The 21,464-nt window shown below is 48.6% G+C and carries 13 protein-coding genes; 9 read left to right on the top strand and 4 right to left on the bottom strand.

The window, feature by feature from the left end:
- Positions 1-95: 95 nt before the first annotated feature.
- The 9 genes from QZ135_RS19835 to QZ135_RS19795 all read left to right on the top strand — a co-directional run bounded on the left by QZ135_RS19835 (position 96) and on the right by QZ135_RS19795 (position 16,879).
- Entirely contained in the window at positions 96-545 is a 450-nt protein-coding gene (locus QZ135_RS19835; protein ID WP_294613413.1) for a radical SAM-associated putative lipoprotein, read from the top strand.
- Positions 542-1,612, top strand: a complete 1,071-nt coding sequence (locus QZ135_RS19830) for a TIGR04133 family radical SAM/SPASM protein (protein WP_294613410.1) — start codon at positions 542-544, stop codon at positions 1,610-1,612. Before QZ135_RS19835 ends, QZ135_RS19830 begins: the two co-directional genes overlap by 4 nt.
- A gap of 162 nt (positions 1,613-1,774) precedes the next feature.
- Positions 1,775-3,838, top strand: a complete 2,064-nt coding sequence (locus QZ135_RS19825) for an acetate--CoA ligase (RefSeq protein WP_294613407.1) — start codon at positions 1,775-1,777, stop codon at positions 3,836-3,838.
- Between the two features lie 2 nt (positions 3,839-3,840).
- On the top strand, positions 3,841-8,163 hold the full coding sequence (locus tag QZ135_RS19820; RefSeq protein ID WP_294613404.1) for a two-component regulator propeller domain-containing protein: 4,323 nt from the start codon (positions 3,841-3,843) through the stop codon (positions 8,161-8,163).
- Positions 8,164-8,347: 184 nt separating this feature from the next.
- Entirely contained in the window at positions 8,348-10,510 is a 2,163-nt protein-coding gene (locus QZ135_RS19815; protein ID WP_294613401.1) for an alpha-N-acetylglucosaminidase, read from the top strand.
- Positions 10,511-10,536: 26 nt separating this feature from the next.
- On the top strand, positions 10,537-11,643 hold the full coding sequence (locus tag QZ135_RS19810; RefSeq protein ID WP_294613398.1) for a heparan-alpha-glucosaminide N-acetyltransferase domain-containing protein: 1,107 nt from the start codon (positions 10,537-10,539) through the stop codon (positions 11,641-11,643).
- Positions 11,644-13,974: a GH92 family glycosyl hydrolase gene (locus QZ135_RS19805; RefSeq protein WP_294613395.1), complete on the top strand. Its 2,331-nt coding sequence runs from the start codon at positions 11,644-11,646 to the stop codon at positions 13,972-13,974.
- A gap of 36 nt (positions 13,975-14,010) precedes the next feature.
- Complete coding sequence (locus tag QZ135_RS19800) at positions 14,011-15,417, top strand: glycosyl hydrolase family 28 protein (protein WP_294613392.1); 1,407 nt, start codon at positions 14,011-14,013, stop codon at positions 15,415-15,417.
- Between the two features lie 226 nt (positions 15,418-15,643).
- A complete protein-coding gene (locus QZ135_RS19795) occupies positions 15,644-16,879 on the top strand; it encodes a histidine-type phosphatase (protein ID WP_294613389.1) in 1,236 nt (411 codons plus the stop codon).
- On the opposite strand, the gene QZ135_RS19790 is transcribed toward QZ135_RS19795, so the two are convergent.
- The 4 genes from QZ135_RS19790 to QZ135_RS19775 form a co-directional block, all read right to left on the bottom strand.
- Positions 16,880-17,494, bottom strand: a complete 615-nt coding sequence (locus tag QZ135_RS19790; RefSeq protein WP_294613387.1) for a DNA-binding protein — start codon at positions 17,492-17,494, stop codon at positions 16,880-16,882.
- 460 nt (positions 17,495-17,954) lie between these two features.
- Entirely contained in the window at positions 17,955-18,509 is a 555-nt protein-coding gene (locus QZ135_RS19785) for a hypothetical protein (RefSeq protein ID WP_294613384.1), read from the bottom strand.
- Positions 18,506-20,779, bottom strand: coding sequence for a GH92 family glycosyl hydrolase (locus tag QZ135_RS19780; protein ID WP_294613381.1), 2,274 nt, complete (start codon positions 20,777-20,779; stop codon positions 18,506-18,508). Before QZ135_RS19780 ends, QZ135_RS19785 begins: the two co-directional genes overlap by 4 nt.
- A gap of 296 nt (positions 20,780-21,075) precedes the next feature.
- On the bottom strand, positions 21,076-21,464 hold a 389-nt coding region (locus QZ135_RS19775), incomplete at its 5' end, for a RagB/SusD family nutrient uptake outer membrane protein (RefSeq protein WP_294613378.1).

Genomic DNA, 21,464 nt, shown 5'->3' with positions numbered 1-21,464 from the left:
ATTCTTAATAAAAGAGTATCTTTGGTGCAGTATTTTCTAAAGGGGCGCATTTTACTAAATGATGGTACATTTTTATGATAAACATGAGAAATGCTATGAAGAAGGAAAAGAAACATTGGTTACATCTTTACAACCGGATATTGTCCGGCGGATTAGTCTTACTTGGCTTTAGTGCATGTGATAGTATGGGAGAGGCTCCTTGCGAATACGGGCAGCCTCATTGTGACTTTGGACTGAAAGGTAAAGTATTGGATGAACAACAGCAGCCTATTGATGGTGCAAGAATTATAGTGAAGGAGTTGGATTATGACGGCAAACCTGTCGGCTATGATCGCCCCGATACTTTGTACACTAAGGACGGGGAATATGATTTTCAGGATAAGGGAGTGACCAATTACGGCAGATACCGCGTGGTGTGCGAAGATCCGTCTGGTGTTTACAAAGCGGACTCTACTGATGTGAAGATGACTCCGACAGGCGGTAAGGGCTGGTATGAAGGCAGCGATACTAAAGAGGTGAATTTTAATTTGAAGAAAAAAGAATGAGTGACCTTTCGATACAAAGAAAGCTTGCCCTGGAAATAGCCCGAAAGATACGGAATAACCTGAAAGAGTTGCACCCCCTGAAACAACTCTTCTGGGAATGTACTTTGCGCTGTAATTTGCACTGCAAACATTGTGGAAGTGACTGCAAACGGATGGCGGCAGTGAAAGATATGCCTGCCGAAGACTTTCTGCGTACCATTGACTCTATTACCCCTCATGTAAATCCCAATAAAGTAAGCATTATCATCACTGGCGGTGAACCCTTGATGCGGGAGGATCTGGAAGAAATTGGTCTGGCTCTTTATCGCCGCGGTTATCCGTGGGGCATGGTTTCTAACGGACTTTATCTGACGAAAGAGCGCTTGCAACACCTCATGGCTGCCGGACTCCATTCTGTCACCATCAGTCTGGATGGTTTTGCCGAAGACCATAATTGGCTGCGCGGACATCCCGGAAGCCACACCCGCGCTCTGGAAGCCATAAAGATGCTGGTGCACGAGCCTGAACTGACTTGGGATGTGGTGACTTGTGTTAACCGCCGTAATTATCCTTATCTGAATGAGTTAAAGACTTCTTTATATAAAATAGGCGTCCGCCATTGGCGGATGTTTACCATCTTTCCCGTAGGACGTGCTGCTTTGTATCCTGATTTTCAGTTGACAGATGAAGAATTTACCGGAGTGATGGAATTCATAAAGGATACCCGTAGAGAGGGGAAGATGCATCTGAGCTATGGTTGCGAGGGCTTTCTCGGTAATTATGAAGGGGAAGTGCGGGACAACTTCTTTGCCTGCAATGCCGGGATCACTGTCGGTTCTATACTGATAGGCGGTTCCATATCCGCTTGTCCCAGCATCCGCAGCGATTTCCATCAGGGAAATATATATCAGGACGATTTCATGCAGGTCTGGGAAGAGCGTTTCCAGCCTTTCCGCAATCGTGACTGGATGAAGAAGGATGCTTGTGGCGACTGTTCTTTTTTCCGCTATTGCGAAGGGAACGGGATGCACCTGCGCGACGGAAACGGTGATTTGTTGTTCTGCCATTCAAAGAGGCTGCTACATTAATTCTGTGAATCAGGAGTTGAAATTCGTTCATAACCGTACAGTAATGAGTTTTCACCACAGAGTATCACAGAGTTCTATTCTTTTCTTTCCCTTTCCCGTTGCAGGATTGCATAAAAAGCGTATATTTGTCTCATTGTATCATGAATTTAAAGTTAACGAACTATGATAACAAACCAATTGCTTCGTCCTGCCAGCATTGTAGTGGTGGGAGCATCCAATAATGTGCACAAACCGGGAGGTGCTATCCTGCGTAATCTTATCAACGGTGGTTATACTGGAGAACTGCGTGCCGTAAATCCGAAAGAAACTGAAGTACAAGGCGTGACGGCGTATGCTGACGTGAAGGACATTCCTGAAACAGAACTTGCCATACTCGCCATTCCTGCCCAGATGTGTCCCGATGCTGTAGAAGTGCTTGCTGCGGAGAAGGAAGTGCGGGCATTCATCATTCTCTCCGCCGGATTTGGCGAAGAAACGCACGAGGGTGCTCTGTTGGAAGACCGTATTCTGGAAACTGTGAATAAGTACGGCGCTTCCCTGATTGGTCCCAACTGCATCGGCCTGATGAATACTTGGCATCATAGTGTGTTTAGCCAACCTATCCCCCAACTGCACCCGCAGGGCGTAGACCTTATCTCTAGTTCCGGTGCGACGGCCGTTTTCATTCTGGAAAGTGCCGTTACCAAAGGTTTGCAGTTCAACTCCGTCTGGTCTGTGGGAAATGCAAAGCAGATAGGCGTGGAAGACGTGTTGCAATATATGGACGAGAATTTCCGGCCGGGAGAAGACTCTAAAATCAAACTACTTTATATTGAAAGCATTGGCGATCCCGACCGCTTACTGTTTCATGCATCCTCTTTGATAAAGAAAGGTTGCAAGATTGCCGCCATTAAGGCGGGCAGTAGCGAGAGTGGCAGCCGTGCGGCTTCTTCGCACACCGGTGCCATTGCCAGCAGTGACTCTGCTGTAGAAGCGCTGTTCCGTAAGGCAGGCATTGTTCGTTGCTATTCGCGCGAGGAACTGACGACTGTAGGTTGCATCTTTACCTTGCCCGAACTGAGAGGAAAGAACTTCGCTATCATCACCCATGCCGGAGGCCCGGGCGTGATGCTGACCGATGCGCTGAGTAAGGGCGGACTGAACGTACCCAAACTGGAAGGTCCTGTTGCCGATGAGCTGAAAAGCAAACTCTTCCCCGGTGCCGCTGTAGGTAATCCGATTGATATCCTTGCCACGGGAACTCCTGACCATCTACGCCTCTGCCTGGAATATTGCGAAGAGAAGTTTGAGAATATAGACGCTGTGCTGGCCATCTTCGGAACGCCGGGGTTGGTCACCATGTTCGAGATGTACGATGTGCTGCATGAGAAGATGCAAACGTGCAGTAAACCGATATTCCCTATTCTGCCTTCCATCAACACTGCCGGAGCGGAAGTGGCCGCTTTCCTTGCCAAAGGCCATGTGAACTTTGCCGATGAAGTAACCTTGGGTACAGCACTTTCCCGCATTATGAATGCCCCCCGACCTGCTGCCAACGAAATAGAACTTTTCGGTGTGGACGTACCGCGCATCCGCCGCATTATTGACTCAATCCCCGAAGACGGATACATCCAGCCGCATTATGTGCAAGCATTGCTTCATGCCGCAGGTATCCCTATAGTAGAAGAATTCGTGTCAGCCAATAAGGATGAAGTACTTGCATTTGCCCGCCGCACAGGTTTCCCCGTCGTGGCAAAGGTGGTAGGCCCTGTTCATAAGTCCGATGTCGGTGGCGTGGTGCTTAATATAAAAGGAGAACAACATCTGGCATTCGAGTTTGAGCGTATGATGCAGATTCCTGAAGTAACCGGTATCCTGGTGCAGCCCATGCTGCAAGGGACGGAACTGTTTGTCGGTGCCAAGTATGAAGCGAAGTTCGGACACGTAGTACTCTGTGGTCTGGGCGGTATTTTTGTGGAAGTGCTTAAAGATGTTTCTTCCGGTCTGGCGCCCCTTTCCTACGAGGAGGCTTACTCTATGATTCATTCTCTCCGGGCTTATAAGATTATCAAGGGAACGCGCGGGCAGAAGGGAGTGAATGAGGATAAGTTTGCGGAAATTATTGTGCGTCTCTCCACCTTGCTGCGCTTTGCAACGGAGATTAAGGAAATGGACATCAATCCGCTGCTGGCTACGGAAAAACATGTGATTGCAGTGGATGCACGTATCCGGATCGAAAAAAAATAATAATGGGAGAGAGAAAGAGAGAGTTGACAAGGAGACAAGGGGACGAGGTAATAAGGGGCTGCGCGAAGTTTGTATGCCGCATATTCCTTTGGCCCCCTCATCCCTTCTTCCCTCGTCCCCTTGTCTCTTTGTCAACTTCTTCCCTTGTCAACTTTCTCCTTCGTCCCCTGCTGTTCCTTGTCTTTGTGATGCAGGCTCTGTTGCTTTTTTCTCAAGGCACAGAGCGCTTTTTCAGTCAGTATAACTTTAAGTTTATTACGGAAAGCGCAGGACTGCCCTATAGCTTTGTCAGTGATATATTTAAGGACTCCGGAGGATATGTCTGGGTTGCCACGCACTATGGGATAGGGCGCTACGACGGTTATCAATTCTTGAATTATGGCACACAGACCGAACCGATACGGTTGAAGAACGACTTCGTTCATAAGATTTGTGAAGATAACTTCCGGCGGTTGTGGATTGCATCCGAAGGGGGAGTTGATATTCTTGACCTGAATACTTACTCCCTGGTTAAACTATCCTTTCCTGCGGATAGCCCGTTGCGGCAACTGATGGATGAATATGTCAGTACTATTTACAAGGACCAACAAGGCGATTTATGGATTTCCGGTAACAAGGATTTGTGGTGCATAGAACTGGATGATAAAGGCGGGGTTAAGGACTATTATTGTCTGAAGAATGCTTCTACATCGCCTGTGCATGCCATCCTTGATATTGGTTGGGCGGTTTGTGCAGGCATGGATAATCAGGTGTGCCGCGTTGAGAAACATTCCGGCAACCTTCTGAAAGCAGACATCCTTTCCGACAGTCTGGTGTCTTTCAGTGAAGACTGGCGCATTTCATGTATGCAGGCGGATGGTGATGTGTTGTGGATTGGTTCCAATCGTGGACTCTTCAAATACAATCATCCCGAGCGCAGCCTGAAACGATACCGTTACTCTACCCATCGTCCCGGAATGTTGAGTCAGGCTTACATAACGGACATCAAACTCACGGAACGCGGACATCTGATTGTCTCCACCCTTAACGGTCTGAACGTTTACCACAAAGACACGGATACCTTCTCCTTTATCCGCCAGACCAGCGACCGGAGTAGTGTCACCATCAACTGCAATGCCATCAATTGCCTGTTTACTGATGGAGAAACCATCTGGCTTGGTACAGAGACCGGAGGCATTAACCTTCTTTCTCCGAAGCGTTTGCAAACCGAACTGTGGACATGCGGAGATGCTTCCGTAACTACTGATACCCCTACACCAGTGAATGCCGTAGACGAAGATAAGGATGGCAACCTCTGGATTGCACTTGTGGAGCGCGGTTTGATGAAGTGGAACCAGGAAAAAAAATCCTGCGTCCACCATCTTTTCTCTCCTAACGACATTACTTCTATTAGCAACAATACCCTGATGGGGGTCCTGATAGACTCGGATAACCGCCTGTGGGCATACACTTGGGGCGTAGGTATCAACGAACTGGACCTGAACATCCCCAATAACCGTACCTTCAAACGCTACACTTGTGATAATATCCCCGAACTGGAAGGTGACTTCGTCAACAGCGCCTGCGAAGATATGATTAACCACGGGATATGGTTCGGCTCTACGCGTGGGATACACTTCTATGATAAGCGGAAAGACACTTTTACCAGAGTATTGTTCGACCAGTCTGATAATGAGTTTGAGGCTGTCCATGCCCTTTTGATAGACAAGAAGAAACGCTTGTGGATAGGTACCACGCAAGGCGTATTTATTATAGACCTGCCCTCTTTCTCCAAATCGAACAAGCGTTTTGATTATAAATACCTGCGGTATAAACTGGACAGCCCGGAGTCTACACAACTGGAAAAGATAAACAGCATCTTCGAAGACCGGAACGGCACCATCTGGTTGGGTGGCAACGGAAGCGGGCTCTATCAGTTGACGAGCGACAAGAATAACCATTTTGTCTTTAAGTGCTACACCACCCGTCACGGATTGTCCAATAACACCATTATCGGTATGGCGGAGGATGGACAGGGCAACCTGTGGCTGACAACGAATGATGGTCTCTCACGCCTGAACCTTCAGTCGATGACGTTCAGTAACTATACGCAGGCCGACGGTTTGCCTGCTACTCAATTCTACTGGAACGGTATCCATTATTCGGCAAGGCATGATTTTATTTATCTGGCTACGATAGATGGACTGGTCATCGTTTACTCCGACAATGAAACCTCATTGCCTTCCGCTTCACAAGTGAAGCTCTCTTCGCTGGCAATCGGCGGGAATACCATTTACCCTTCCAGTGGCGATTATTTTAAAAAGACGATAACCCTGTCGCCCCGGATTTCCCTGCACGAAAAGGAGAATCGTTTCTCCATTGGTTTCACTACGCAGAATTATGGTAACAGCAGCCGTATCCGCTTTGCCTATCGCCTGGAAGGGTATGAGGACGAATGGAACGAAACTCAGCCGGGCGACTGCATGGCACGCTATGCTTCCGTGCCTCCTGGAAACTATACGTTGCAGGTGCGTGCCACGGATGAACTGGGTCAATGGTCGGACCGGACGACGGAGATAGAAGTGGATATCGCTCCTTATTTCTATAAATCCGGTTGGTTCTATTTGCTTTTGGTGGTGCTCACCTGCCTTGCCATTTATTTGTTCTATAAAAGAAAAACCCGGAGCTACCGGGAACAGAAAGCGCGACTGGAACAGGAAGTGGAATTACGTACACAGGAGTTGGCCGTTCAAAACAAGCAACTGGAAGCAATGGCACAGCACGTCAGGGAGATAACAGAGGAGAAGATTGCTTTCTTTACGAACATCACCCATGAGTTCCGGACACCTGTCACACTTATTCACGGTCCTATTGAGCATGCCCTAAAAGAAACGCAAGACGAGGGCGTAAAGGCGCAGTTGCAGATTGCCGAACGAAACTCCCGCTATCTGCTTTCACTGGTGAATGAGCTGATGGACTTCCGGAAACTGGATATGGATAAGGTGGTACTGGAATGCCATTCTACGAATTTCATCGAGTTCCTGTCCGAGTTACTCATACCTTTCAGGGTCTTTGCAAAAGAACGGCAGATTGAAATCTCCACTTTTTTCCGTATGGACACGCCCTTTCTGGTGGTCGACACCGGATATATGCGCAAGGTGATGGTAAACCTCGTTTCCAATGCCATCAAGTTTACGCCGGACAGTGGTTGCATCCATATCTTTGTGGCCTCCGTCAGAGGAGAAGATGCGGAAAGAATGCTCTATATCAGTGTATGCGACACGGGCCATGGACTGGTAACGGAGGATATGGAGAAGATATTCGACCGTTTCTATCAATCCAAGAAGAGTACGAAATATCCCGTTTACGGGCAGAGTGGCACGGGCATCGGCCTGTTCCTTTGCCGGAAGATTGTAGAATTGCATGGAGGGGAAATCTGTGCCCGCAACAACCGTGGCCTGGGAGCCTCGTTTCGCATACTGATGCCATTGGTTCCCGGTGAAAGCGTGGAATCGGTCGGGGAAGTGGTGGAACTGCCCGATGATGGGTATATGCCTGATAGGACGCAGTTCGATGATGGACAGAAGAAAGAAACTATTTTGATTGTAGAAGATAACCGGGATATGCGTTCGTATATCCGCACGTTGCTGGTGGGAGATTACCGTCTGTTTGAGGCGGGAGACGGGCAGGAGGCATTGGAAATTGTTCAGAAGCATACGGTTGATTTAATAGTGAGCGACCTGATGATGCCTGTGATGGACGGTATGGAGTTGTCACGTCGCATCAAGGATAATCTGGCTACTTCCCACATCCCGTTCCTGATGCTCACGGCGCTCCGCTCGGATGTGCAGGAAAAGAGGAGTTTTGAGATAGGTGTGGACGAGTATCTCTGCAAGCCTTTTGATGAGGAGGTGCTTCGGCTCCGTATCCGCAATATCCTGAATCTGCGAGGGAAATATAAGAAAATGTTCTCGGCAAGCAGCAACGTGGAGGAACTGCACGTGAAAGAGGAGTCGAGGGACAAGACGTTTATTACGAATGCCGTCAATCTGATGAAGGAGAACTATGCCGATTCGGAATATAACCTGGAGCGGTTTGTGCGCGATATGGGGTATAGCAAGACATTAGTCAACAAGAAGATGCAGGACCTGACGGGGCAGCCCATCGGCCAGTTTATGAAGAACTACCGCCTGAACGTAGCGCAACGGATGATACAGGAAGGTCCGGGCGATGTGAATGTTTCTGAGATAGCTTATGCCGTTGGCTTCAACGACCCCAAATATTTTACGAAGTGTTTCAAGGAGTTCTTCGGGTATCTGCCAAGTTCAAAGCTGGGGAAGAAATGAGAGGGCTACAAGTAACGAGCTACAAGTGGCTGCTCTATACTTGTAGCTCGTAGCTTGTTACTCGTAGCTTGTTACGTGTAATATTGTCTCGTTCTTTACTATATTCGTCCCAAACTTTCTTATTTTCCCCTTTTCTAAGAGAAAAAACGCCTACTTTTGCATATCATCCTGAACAATAAATACCATGAAAATCAAACTCTATTTATTTATTCTGTTTGCAACCGTCCTGTCGGTTCACTTATCTGCCAATCCTATTAACGGTCTGCTCGAAAGAATAGACCGGGGCGCATCGAAGAAATTCATCATTGAACTTAATAAAGATGCGAATGACTTTTTTGAATTGGACCAGAAAGGTAATAAAGTTGTCGTACGTGGTAATAACTACGTGAATATAGCAACCGGCATCAACTGGTATCTGAAATACTACGCCGGCGTTCACCTCTCCTGGAATGGTATGCAGGCACAACTTCCTCCGGTATTGCCACCTGTTTCCCAAAAAGAGCGTCACGAAACTTCTCTTTCGCTACGCTACGATTTCAATTATTGCACCTACTCCTACACCATGGCTTTCTGGAACTGGGAGCGTTGGGAACGTGAACTCGACTGGATGGCCCTGCATGGCATTAACATGCCTTTGGCGGCTGTGGGACAAGAGTGTATCTGGTTTAATATGCTTCAAAAACTGGGTTATGCTAAAGAAGAAATAAACCGTTTCATTGCCGGCCCCGCTTTCTTGGCCTGGTGGGCCATGAATAATCTGGAGGGATGGGGTGGCCCCAATCCCGACTCTTGGTATGCACAGCAGGAAGCTTTGCAGAAGAAAATCCTGAAGCGTATGCGTGAATATGGCATAAAACCTGTTTTCCCCGGATATTCGGGTATGGTTCCCCATGATGCTGACGAGAAGTTGGGGCTGAACCTGACGAAATCCGATTTGTGGAACGGCTTCACGCGTCCCGCTTTCCTGCAACCCACCGATACCCGTTTTGCCGAGATAGCCGACTTATACTATCGTGAACAGGAAAAGCTCTTCGGCAAGGCTGATTACTATTCCATGGACCCTTTCCATGAAGCTGAGAATGCCGCTTCGGTAGATTTCGATGCGGCAGGCAAATCCATCATGGCAGCCATGAAGCGCGTTAACCCGAAAGCCACTTGGGTGGTGCAGGGCTGGACGGAAAATCCGCGTCCGGAAATGATAAAGAATATGCAGAACGGAGATTTGCTGATACTGGATTTGTTCAGCGAGTGCCGTCCCATGTGGGGAATTCCTTCCATCTGGAAGCGTGATAAAGGTTACGAGCAGCATGACTGGCTGTTTTGTATGTTGCTGAATTTTGGTGGCAATGTAGGTCTGCACGGCCGCATGGACCAGTTGCTCGATAACTTCTACCAGACTAAAGATAATCCGTTGGCTGCCCATCTGAAAGGCATCGGCCTGACAATGGAAGGCTCGGAGAATAATCCGGTTATGTTTGAACTGATGTGCGAACTTCCCTGGCGTCCTGAGAAATTCACCAAGGAGGAATGGTTGAAGGATTATCTCTTTGCCCGCTACGGTGTGAGAGACGGGAAGATAGAAAAGGCATGGACGTTGCTTGCCAACTCCATTTATAATTGTCCTTTCGGAAACAACCAGCAGGGGCCTCACGAGTCCATCTTTTGCGGGCGTCCTTCGATGAATAACTTCCAGGCATCGAGCTGGTCGAAGATGAAGAACTATTACGACCCTACTGTTACGGAAGAGGCCGCGCGGCTCATGCTCGAAGTGGCTGATAAATATCGTGGCAACAATAACTTTGAATATGACTTGGTAGACATCGTGCGCCAGTCTCTTTCTGATAAAGGGCGCATTGTTTATAACCGGACTATCGCTGATTTCAAGAGCTTTGATAAGCGTAGCTTTGCCCGCGACTCTCAGAAGTTCCTGGATATATTGCTGTTGCAAGACCGCCTTTTGGGTACCCGTAGCGAGTTTCGTGTAGGCCGTTGGATTGAACAGGCGCGTAATCTGGGCACTACTCCCGAAGAAAAAGACTTGTACGAGTGGAATGCCCGCGTGCAGATAACTACCTGGGGCAATCGTGTATGTGCCGACAATGGTGGTCTGCGCGACTATGCGCATAAGGAGTGGAATGGCATCTTACGCGACTTTTACTATAAACGCTGGGCAGCCTACTGGCAAACTCTTCAAGACCAATTGGACGGTAAACCCGAAGTCGAGCTGGACTATTATGCAATGGAAGAGCCCTGGACATTGGCGAAGAATCCGTATGGTTCAGCTTCCGAAGGAAACAGCGTTGATGTGGCGAAAGAGGTGTTTGAGAAGGCGATGGTGAGTGATTAGTGATAATTAATTAACCCCTGTTGAACATGAAAAACTCTCAGCCCTCAACTCTCAATCCTCAGCCCAAAAAGCGTTTGCTTTCGCTTGACGTGCTGCGAGGGATTACTGTCGTCGGAATGATTCTCGTCAATAATTCCGGTGGAAAGTTATCCTACGAATCCCTGAAACATTCCGCATGGAACGGACTGACGCTTTGTGACCTGGTGTTTCCGTTCTTCCTGTTCATCATGGGAATTTCCACTTATATTGCCTTGAGCAAGTTCCATTTCCAGGCATCAGGCTCAGTAGTCCGTAAGATATTGAAACGCACTTTCGTTATTTTATGCATTGGTTGGGCTATTCACTGGTTCGATTTTATCTGCGACGGCGATTTCTTCCCTTTTGCCCATCTCCGGCTTACGGGGGTGTTGCCACGTATAGCCTTGTGCTATTGCATCGCTTCCTTTGTTGCCTTGTATGTCAATCATAAATATATAGGTTGGCTCATTGGCATCCTGCTGGCAGGCTATACTGTTTTGCTCTGTATAGGCAACGGATATGCACCGGATGATGTGAATCTGCTGGCAATTATAGACCGGAGTGTGTTAGGCGCCGACCACCTTTATCATAAAAGTCCGGTAGACCCGGAAGGACTTACCAGTACTTTGTCCGCTATTGCCCATACATTGATAGGCTTCTGCTGCGGAAAGCTCATTCTGGCTAAGGAAACCTTGGAGCAGAAAACGCTGAAACTGTTTGTAGTCGGCTTCATCCTGATGGCATGCGGTTTTGTGTTGACGGAGGCTTTGCCGCTGAACAAACGTATCTGGTCGCCCACCTTTGTACTGGTCACCTGCGGATTGGCTGCCATGCTGCAAGCCCTGTTAATTTACTTCATCGACATGAAAGAGAAGAAAAACTGGTGCCGCTTCTTCGAGATATTCGGGGTGAATCCGTTGTTTCTCTACGTGCTCAGCGAAGTGGTAGCGATTGTTATCGGAGCCACCGGAAGCAAGCCTGCCATTTACGAAGGAATACACTCATTGATAACCAACCCTTATCTGGCGTCTGCGGTCTATGCCATTGCTTTTACGCTGATAATGGGGGCATGTGGTTATCCGCTCTATAAAAAGAAAATCTATATAAAAATATAAATGAAACGAACTGCTTATATATATTGCTCTATGCTATTGGCGGCTGCATCGCTGTCCTGTATTGCGTCTTGTTCTCTCCCGAATAACGGGCGGGGACAGAAGTCGCTGTTAGATTATGTCGATACCCGTGTCGGCACCTCTCCCAGCATCACCCACACCGCCGGAACCTTTGGCAAGAGTACCGAAGAATACGGACAAACGCTTCCTGCAGTACTCGAACCCAACGGCATGAACTTCTGGACTCCCCAAACGCGGGATACGGAACAGAAGTGCATAGCTCCTTATTACTACGCGGACACTTTGCTGCAAGGTTTCCGCAACTCTCACTGGATTGTGGGCGGCTGTACACAAGATTACGGCTCGATGACGCTTATGCCCCTTTTCGCTACCCTGCGCCCGCAGCCGGAAGCCCGTGCCACCCGTTTTTCCCATCAGGAAGAAAAGGCTACTCCGGCATATTATTCCGTTTCCTTGCCGGATGAAGGCATTCAGGCGGAAATGACCGCCCGTTCCCGTTCCGCTATCTTCCGTTTTACGTATGATAAGGCAGGAAAAGGGTATTTGGTAGTCAATCCCAACAGTGACGAAGGAGAGGGATACATTGCAGTAGACACGATTAACAATCAGATTTACGGATACAATCCCGTTCACCGCATTTATCAGGGCTGGGGAAAATCTGCCGGATACAGTGGGCATTTCATAGTCCGTTTCCAAAAGAAGATAATGGACTTCGGGACATTTAAAGGAGATTCCCTGTTTCCCCGTACCATCCGGATGGAGAAAGGAGCACAGATTGGCGCCTATATCGAATTTGATGTAGAAGCGGGCGAAGAGGTGTTGGTAAAAGCCGCTTCTTCCTTTACCGGTCAGGAAGGTGCTATGCAGAATCTGGTTGCTGAAATCTCCCATTGGGACTTTGAGAAGACGCATCGGGAACTGAATGGCATTTGGGAACGGCATCTGTCCTCCATACAGGTGGAGACGGAGAATCTTGAGGACAAAGAGAAGTTCTACAGCGCTTTCTATCGTGCCTCCTTCCTGCCGCGTGCGTTCAATGATGTGGACGGAAGTTATCCTTCTTTTGCCAAAGGCACCCCGGTACAGCGATTGCCCGTAGGAGAAACTTATTATGAAGATTACAGTATGTGGGATACCTATCGTGCCCTGCACCCACTCGTCAATTTGCTTTTCCCCACCAAAGGGGGAGACATGATGCAATCTCTGGTGCATAAATATGAACAGGGTGGTTGGTTGCCCATCTTTCCCTGCTGGAACAGTTATACTGCTGCCATGATAGGCGACCATTGCATAGCTGCCATAGGTGATGCTTACATCAAAGGCGTCCGCAACTTCGATGTTGCAAAGGCTTACGAGGGCATGAGGAAGAATGCTTTTGAAACTCCCTCCAACCCTGCTGATTATAAAGACGGAATGGGGCGGCGTGCGTTGACGTCTTATCTGGAATATGGTTATATTCCTCTTGAAGACGGTGTGTCCGATGCATTCCATACGAAGGAACAGGTTTCGCGTACTCTGGAGTATGCTTATGATGACTTCGTGCTGGCACAAGTGGCAAAAGCCCTTGATAAACCGGAAGATTACCGGGTTTTGATGCAGCGTGCCGCCAATTACCGCAATGTCATCGACCCCCGCACCGGATATGCACAGGGTCGTCATGCCGATGGCACGTTCCTGAATGCCGATAATGCGTTCAACTTTGCCCGCTTCATTACCGAGGGTGCTCCCTGTCACTACACATGGTATGTGCCGCAAGACCCTTACGGACTTATGGAGTGTATGGGCGGAAAGGATAATTATATTTCCAAACTGGACTCCATGTTCAGCGAAGGGCGCTACTGGCACGGGAATGAACCTTGCCATCAGGTTGCCTTCATGTTCAACTATGCAGGGCAGCCCTGGAAAACCCAGCGTGCCGTCCGCCACGTCATGGAAACTGAATACCTGAATGCTTCGGGCGGGCTTTCGGGCAATGATGATGCAGGGCAGATGTCGGCTTGGTATATGTTTGCTGCTATGGGATTTTATCCCGTCTGTCCCGGTACGCCGTATTATATGCTTGCCAGTCCTTCCTTCCCCAGCCTCACGCTGAACCTTGAGAATGGGAATGTATTTACCGTGAAAGCCGGGAATGCATCGGAAAAGAATATCTATATCCAGTCGGCAACGCTGAACGGGAAACCCTATACACGTAATTATATTACCCATCAGGATATTCTGGATGGTGGAGTGATGGAGTTTGTGATGGGGCCTGAGCCCAATAAGGAGTGGGGCGCACGCCCGGAAGACTGTCCACCGGATGTGGTTGAGTGACAAACTCATAGCTTATAACTTTAAAAAGATATACTTATGAAAGCAAAAGTATTTTTGTTTGCCCTATGCAGCCTTTTTCTGTTAGGAGCTTGCAGCGCCCCGAAGACCGGGGGAAACATTTATAACATTATGGACTACGGAGCCAAAGGCGACGGCAAGACCGATGACGCTGCGGCCATACAAACTGCCATTGAGGTATGCTCCAAGTCGGGTGGCGGAACAGTTCTCGTTCCGGCAGGATACACTTTCATGTGCAGCCCTTTTGCGCTGGCTTCTTTTGTGAATCTCCATCTGGAACCTAATTCCTGTCTGATTGCCAACCCCGATGAGGCGGCGTATACACTGAGTGTTTTCCGCGACAATCGCGGCGAGGGCATGATGTGGATTTACGGAAAAGACCTGAAACAAGTCTCCATCACCGGAACAGGTGTGATTGACGGGAACGGCGTCGCCTTTATGGGCAAAGAACTGGAAGACTCCTACGAACTGAAACCGGTGACCGACTTCGACCCCCGTCCGCACGTGCTGACGCTTATCAACATAGAGAAGACAGTGATTCGTGATGTAACCATCCGCAACAGTGCCTACTGGACTGTGCACCTCATCGGCTGCAACGACGCTTCCATCGACGGCATTTCCATCCTGAACAACCTGAAAATACGCAATGGCGACGGTATCGACGTGGACCATTCAAAGAACGTCCGCATAGCCAATTGCCATATCGAGTCGGGCGACGATTGCATCTGCCTGAAAAACCGCCGTGAGTTTGAGGAATACGGTTCGTGCGAGGATGTTGTGGTGACGAATTGTACCATGGTTTCCCGCTCCTGTGCCATCAAGATAGGGTCGGAGAATATGGATAAGATTAATAACGTATTATTCAATAACTGTATCATTAAGAACAGTAATCGGGGTATCGGTATTCAGAATCGTGATGAGGGGACGGTGACCAATGTGATTTTCTCCAATATGATAGTGGACTGCATGTTCTTCTCCGATGTATGGTGGGGAAAGGCGGAACCTATTTACGTGACTTCCTATCCGCGTGCTGTAGGCAATCATAAGGATGCCGGCTGGCGTTTCCCGAAGGGAGCCACCGAGGGACGTTGCGGAGAGGTGAGCCGCATCTACTTCACGAACATCAAGTGTATCAGCGAGAACGGCATCTTTGTAGGCGGCGATACGCCCGATAAAGTGAACCATATCTATTTTGAAGATGTGAACCTGCTGTTGCAGAAGCGCACGGCGTATGAAGGTGGCATTTATGACAAGCGTCCCTGTGTGGGCGAAGGCTTCGTACATGATAAGACGTACGGGTTCTATATTGATACGGCATCCGACATTCTGATAGATGATTGTGAAGTTACCTGGGGAGATATCCGACCGGACCTCGCAGCCGAAGGTATCGGGCAGAAGAATGTGACTAATCTGAAAGTTAAGTAGATGCTCATAATTAATTCGTATATTGAGTATCCGTCATCCTGAGCGTAGTCGAAGGATCTTATCCCTATAGAAACATAAGGAGAGTAGATGCTTCGACTACGCTCAGCATGACAGATACTCTCGTGAAAGAAAGTATGAATTAATTATGCTCATTTACTTAATGATAAAGTGATAAGATGATGAATGATAATTTAATGAAGAATTAAAAACAATCAAATCTGTAATTATGAGACAATATATTATAACTATCCTGTGTTTATTATGCGGTCTCTTCGCCCGTTCCCAATCCGCATTAACCCCCGAACAAGCAGGAAGCATATATTATGCCTATCCCGCTCCGCCGGAAGTATCCACTCCCGTTCCGGCAGGATATGAGCCTTTCTATATCAGTCACTACGGTCGTCATGGCTCCCGTTGGATGACGGCGGATGAACGTTATACGGAAGTTGTCTCCGTCTTCGACTCCCTTTATCAATCTTCCGGGCTCACTCCCCTCGGTATAGATGTCCGTGAGCGTCTGCACAAAGTCTGGGAAGACGCTCGCGGATGTAGTGGCAGCATCACCCCGCTTGGCGAGCGCCAGCACCGTGAGATAGCCGAACGAATGTTCCGCAACTTCCCGCAGGTATTTCGTGGCGATGTGCAAATTGATGCCCGCTCGTCCACTTCCGTGCGCTGCGTTCTGAGCATGAGCTACTTTACTGAACGCCTGAAAGAACTGAATCCCGCCCTGCGCGTAGACCGCAGAGCGTATCAACGCTATATGGATTATATCGCCTACACTTCCCCCGAAGGCGAGAAGTTCGCTTCCGAGGAATCTTCGTGGCGGAGTAGTTTCAGGGAGTTTGAGAAGAGAAACGTCCGTCCGGAACGTCTGATGGCCTCCCTGTTTATAAACCCTGCTGCAATCACCGACCCCGACGCCATGATGCGCAGCCTCTACTGGATTGCAGCCGATATGCAGAACGTAGAGTTGGATTTATCCTTCTATGACATCTTTGAGTATGAAGAACTGATAGGTGTCTGGAAGACGGTGAACGCCCGTATGTACGTCTGCAATGCTGCCGCTCCGCTGAATGGTGGCTTGATGCCTCGCTGCGCTGTGCCTTTGCTGCGCAATATTCTGGAGAGTGCGGATGCCGCCATCAGGAAGGGAACTCCTGCGGCGGACCTTCGTTTCGGGCATGATACCCATCTCATCCGGCTACTTGCTTTGATGCAAGTGGAAGGATGCAGCAATCAGGAGACGGATATGGAGAAGTTCCACTTGGCATGGCAGGATTATCGCGTTTCTCCGATGGGGGCCAACCTGCAACTTGTCTTTTATCGTAACAAGAAAAATGATGTATTGGTGAAGTTCCTGTTGAATGAGAATGAGGTGACTTTGCCGATAAAGAGTGAAAAGGCTCCCTATTACTCATGGGAAGAAGTGAAGACGTTCTTTGGGAAGCAGATGGAATAGTTATTCCTGCTTCATCACTTTCCCATAAACCACTTGTTTGCCTGTCCCGTAGCGCATCAGTAGCCCGCGGTTGATGAAGCTATTCAGCTCTTTCAGGGCACGTTGTTTATCGCATCCTGTTAGGTAGCAGTAGTTGGCACGGGTGAGGCAGGGGTACTTTGCCAAATGGTTGTTGATTATTTCCAGGCATTTATTCATGTCACGTTCTTGTTTTTGAGGACGGGTAAGAGATTCGCCACGTCGTGGTTCCATTTTCCAATACACTTCTTTCTTGAACTGGCTGCCCGGACGGTAATTGATGTTTTTTAATTTGATAGACTGTGCATGCACATCTTTTTTCTTCATTACAGGAGGCCCTTGTAGGGATACGGAGAAGTAACCCATGTCGCCCATTTCCACAATCCATCCGTCGGCAAGTAAATCTCTCAATTCATCCTGAAAAGACTGCATGGCGCCTGCAAGCAGGCTGCGGCTCAAACCTGTGAATTTGTGCACACGGTCCAGAAATTCGTCCTGACCAATGGTTCCTTTGAAAACCACACGGGGGTGAAGCGGTTGTTGTTCGCCTGTCTGCTGTATGTCGGGCGTTTCATAAAGGTCGTACTCTAAGCTCATAACTGTAATTGTTTTATATAGGTATTCCGATGCATCCCGTTGCCTGTTGGGATGTAGCTCATCCGCTACTTTTGTTTCGTTACACTATAGTATACTTTGCGTTTGACTATAGTTATCCGCAAGGTGTACTATAGTGTTCCTTGCGGATAACTATAGTTAAACGAACTCGCATTAGGCAACAAAGGTAATTAGATTAGGCAGAAAAAGAAATAAAAGTAGGGGGATTATTACATTTCAGTGTATCTTCACAATTACTTCATACTTTTCTCTCTGTCATCCTGAACGTAGTGAAGGATCTACTCGCCTGAATGCACAGAGAGGAGATCCTTCGACTTCGCTCAGGATGACAAAATGATACGCTTATCAGAACTTTTGACACACCTTCATGTTCCCTTGGATTTGCAGATGGTAGAAGCTAACAGGATGGCATACTTACCATTATTGAGGAACGTTATTTGCTTTAAATAGACGGTTGGATGGCGACTTCCCAATTAATCCCTAACGGATTGTTCTGCATTCTCCATACCAATGGAAGTTTAGGGTTGTCCAGTATCCACATCTCACATCCTTCCACTGCATCTTTCACATGAATGAGCGGACAGCCTAAAGCTTGTTCATTCCCTTCCAGGACAGAATACGTCGTCTGGTTGTAAACGAATGAGTTCTGTTCTTTCAGTTGCTTGTAGGCCGAACGGGAGAGGAAGTAAGCGGTTTCTGCCGGGGAGAGCTTTACGTGCTTGCCGTTTTCGGGTTGCAGGAAACTGAGGCGGATGCCCTGATTGACGGATTCGGAACTCATGGCATAGCTGCCCGATTGCCACTTCAGATAACGCTCTATTCCCCAATGCAGGTAGATAGAGTCTTGTTTCTCACGGAAGGACATTTCATACTTCCGCGTCTGTCCATGCAGCTTGAATACAAACAGGAGCGTATCGGGAACAATGTTTTGTGCCAATAGGTTTCCTGCGAATCCCAGGCATAGCACGGCGGATAGAATTATATGTTTCTTCATCATTCTTTGTTTTCTTTGTTCAACAATAGATGCTTACCCCATTCACCCGGTTTCTTCCCCATCTTCAGTATCAGTTCGCCACCGGCTATGATGTCTTTATGGCGTATGGCTGAGTAAGGATAATCTTTTCCGTTCAGTGATGCGGACTGTATGTACTTGTTTTTCTCCGAAAGTCCTTGGGTGGAAATCCGGAATGTCCTTCCGTTATCCAGCCGGAAAGTGGTTTCTTCCAGCAAAGGGGTGTTGATGAGGTAATAATCCTGCCCTGCATTCGGGTAGAGTCCTGTCATGTGGAAGGCGAGCCAGGAGGACATCGCTCCCGAATCATCGTTGCCGGGTAAGCCGACAGGGCCGTCGTTATAGTTCTTACCGATGATTTCGTGGATGCGGTCGCTGCTCCGATGTGGTTTTCCTATCCAGTGATAAAGGCACGGGGAGAGGAAAGACGGTTCGTTGTTCACATTGAAGAAGCCCTGGTCGAAGAAGATGTCCAGACGTTCTTCAAACTTCTCTGCACCGCCACATGCCTCTATCAGTCCGGCTACGTCGTGCGGAATACTTAATGAATATTCCCAGGAAGAAGCCTCGTAGAAAAACATATCCCACCAGGGAGTGTACCACGGGCCTTCGAAGGTGACGGGGGTATAGGTGAAGGTCGGTTTTTGTATATTGGATTTTCCGAAGGTAATCTCATCCAGCCAGTTTCCTTTTTCATCGCGGGGCAGGATAAAGCCTTTGGCTCCGGCATGCTCATAATCTGCGCGCCACAGATTCTTCCAGTTTCCGGATTGTTTCAGATAATGGCGGTACAGGTCTTCCTTGCCTAAGCCTTTGGCTACGAGAGCGATGGCGTAGTCGCAGTAGGAATACTCAACGGTACGGTTTCCGGCACGCGGGATGCCGTAGGGGATATAGCCGAGTTGCAGGTAGGGGGTAAGCCCGCCACGGCCTTCCGCTTCGTGGCGGTCGCCGGGGTCTACGGTTGCATCTTTCAGCATGGCTTGCAGGCCGAGTTCGTAATCGATGCCTTCCAGACCCTTTACGAAAGCATCGGCTATTACGATTTCAGCGTTCGAACCGCCTTGCGTACGTCCGTTGCAGTTGCCGCTACGGGCGTCGGGCATGTAGCCGTCGCGTTTGTAGATGTTGATGAGGCTGCGGACAATGTCTGCTTCGCGCTTCGGGTCTATCAGGGTAATCAGTGGAGACGAAGTGCGGTAGGTGTCCCAAATGGCGTAGAAGTCATCGTAATAAGGTTCGTCATCTGCCCAGAGCGGGTTTTCTCCACTGCGGTCTACGGGCATAATCATGGTGTGGTAGAGGCCGGTGTAGAACATGCGTTTCTGTGCTTCGGGGGTGCGGGGAGATATTTCTATTCGGCGCAAGAGGTCTTCCCATTGGCTTAATAACTGTTGGTGCACTGTCTTGAACGACCAATGGGGAATGTCGGAATGTGCATTCCGGCGTGCCTTTTGGGAGCTGAGGAAGGAAATGCCTACTTTCAGTTGCACTACGTCGGCGGAAGAATCGAAGCGCAATAAGGCGCCGGTCTTCTGGTGTGAATCGTATTGCGATTTTTCATCTGTAATCTTATCCGCTTTCCAGGTGGCGGTACGGGTGAAAGGCTGGTCTGTTTCGGCGTAGAAGTATACGGTATAGGCGCGTCCGTTGTTCCATCCGCCGCGGATGCGGGTATAACCGATAACCTCATGGTCGGAGATGATTTGCACTTCGGAACCGACGAACTGTTGGGCTTCGCGTGTATCGGGCACGGGACTTTCTCCCAAGAAAAATCCGGCATCGATAGCCAGTGATTTCAGGGAGTCTGCGGGATAAGTAAATCGGTAAAATGATGCTTTAGGTGCGGTGGTAATCTCGGTTCGGATGCCGGAGGATTGAAACTGGGTGGAGTAGTATCCTAATTTGATGGTTTCGTCCTTGCGGTGGTCGATATGTTTTATTCGCTCCATGCCATCCCCGAAAGGCATTACCAAGATGTTACCGTATTTGGGTCCGCCTCCTGTTCCGCTGACGTGTACCTGAGAGAAGCCGTCTACTTGTTCGGGCATGGGTAGCCAGCCGCTATTGGGCCGTGGGGTGCAGTCAGGTGAAGGCTTCACCATTCCGTAGGGGCAGGAAGGGCCGATGAACACGCGTCCCAGTCCTTCGGAACCGATGCGGGGATCGACGTAATCTGTAAGTCCGGTGTCCTGTGCAAAGGTATTTGCAGAAAATAGTAACAGGATGGATAGTGTGAACAATTTGCTTTTCATTGGCAGTTGTTTTTGTTTAATGGTAAAAGCCGGGCACCGCAACCGACTGATTTGGGTGTGTCGGTTGCAATGCGGGGCTTTGGGTTTTAGAAACTCTAAAAGAAAACAATTATTTAGTAATTGAAGTTTCGCATGCCGCTCAACTTCTTAGTTGACAAGGCATCAGTTGACGAGTTTACGAGGGGGAAAGTATCAAAAACGATTCCCGGATATCGTATTCTAATAAACAGGCTGACATTCTTTCTTTGTCACTTTGTACCTTGTCAACTGCGAAAGTTGAGCTTGCGAAACTTGAGTTAGTACCCGTTATTTTGATTCCAGTTGGTATTAGTATCCAGTATGCTTTGTGGCAACGGGAAAATACGGTTGGTCAGTTTGGTTTTGGCTGCCGGATTGACAATGTTCTTGAAACCCCAATCGCGCTCATATTCTCCGAAACGAATCAAGTCGTTGCGGCGCCAGTTCTCATCGAAGAATTCACGGCCACGTTCGTCCAACAACTCGTCTAAAGTAGGATTGGCGCTAATCAGAGGTGCGTGTACATAAGTGCGGATTTGATTGAACAGGCTCTGCGGAGTGTCACCATTGGTGGCAGAACCACCGCGCAGGATGGCTTCGCACTTGGTCAGTAGGATATCGGCATAGCGGAAGATGGGCACATCGTTGCTTTGACTACGGCCGGGGT

It is taken from the genome of uncultured Bacteroides sp. (assembly GCF_905207245.1).
Taxonomy (GTDB): Bacteria; Bacteroidota; Bacteroidia; order Bacteroidales; family Bacteroidaceae; genus Bacteroides.
This window is presented reverse-complemented; position numbering and strand designations above follow the sequence as displayed.

What these genes read in the sequence shown, in the direction of transcription:
- QZ135_RS19835 (WP_294613413.1), top strand. Translation starts at nt 96, where the DNA reads ATGAAGAAGGAAAAGAAACATTGGTTACATCTTTACAACCGGATATTG.
- QZ135_RS19830 (WP_294613410.1), top strand. Translation starts at nt 542, where the DNA reads ATGAGTGACCTTTCGATACAAAGAAAGCTTGCCCTGGAAATAGCCCGA.
- QZ135_RS19825 (WP_294613407.1), top strand. Translation starts at nt 1,775, where the DNA reads ATGATAACAAACCAATTGCTTCGTCCTGCCAGCATTGTAGTGGTGGGA.
- QZ135_RS19820 (WP_294613404.1), top strand. Translation starts at nt 3,841, where the DNA reads ATGGGAGAGAGAAAGAGAGAGTTGACAAGGAGACAAGGGGACGAGGTA.
- QZ135_RS19815 (WP_294613401.1), top strand. Translation starts at nt 8,348, where the DNA reads ATGAAAATCAAACTCTATTTATTTATTCTGTTTGCAACCGTCCTGTCG.
- QZ135_RS19810 (WP_294613398.1), top strand. Translation starts at nt 10,537, where the DNA reads ATGAAAAACTCTCAGCCCTCAACTCTCAATCCTCAGCCCAAAAAGCGT.
- QZ135_RS19805 (WP_294613395.1), top strand. Translation starts at nt 11,644, where the DNA reads ATGAAACGAACTGCTTATATATATTGCTCTATGCTATTGGCGGCTGCA.
- QZ135_RS19800 (WP_294613392.1), top strand. Translation starts at nt 14,011, where the DNA reads ATGAAAGCAAAAGTATTTTTGTTTGCCCTATGCAGCCTTTTTCTGTTA.
- QZ135_RS19795 (WP_294613389.1), top strand. Translation starts at nt 15,644, where the DNA reads ATGAGACAATATATTATAACTATCCTGTGTTTATTATGCGGTCTCTTC.
- QZ135_RS19790 (WP_294613387.1), bottom strand. Translation starts at nt 17,494, where the DNA reads ATGAGCTTAGAGTACGACCTTTATGAAACGCCCGACATACAGCAGACA.
- QZ135_RS19785 (WP_294613384.1), bottom strand. Translation starts at nt 18,509, where the DNA reads ATGATGAAGAAACATATAATTCTATCCGCCGTGCTATGCCTGGGATTC.
- QZ135_RS19780 (WP_294613381.1), bottom strand. Translation starts at nt 20,779, where the DNA reads ATGAAAAGCAAATTGTTCACACTATCCATCCTGTTACTATTTTCTGCA.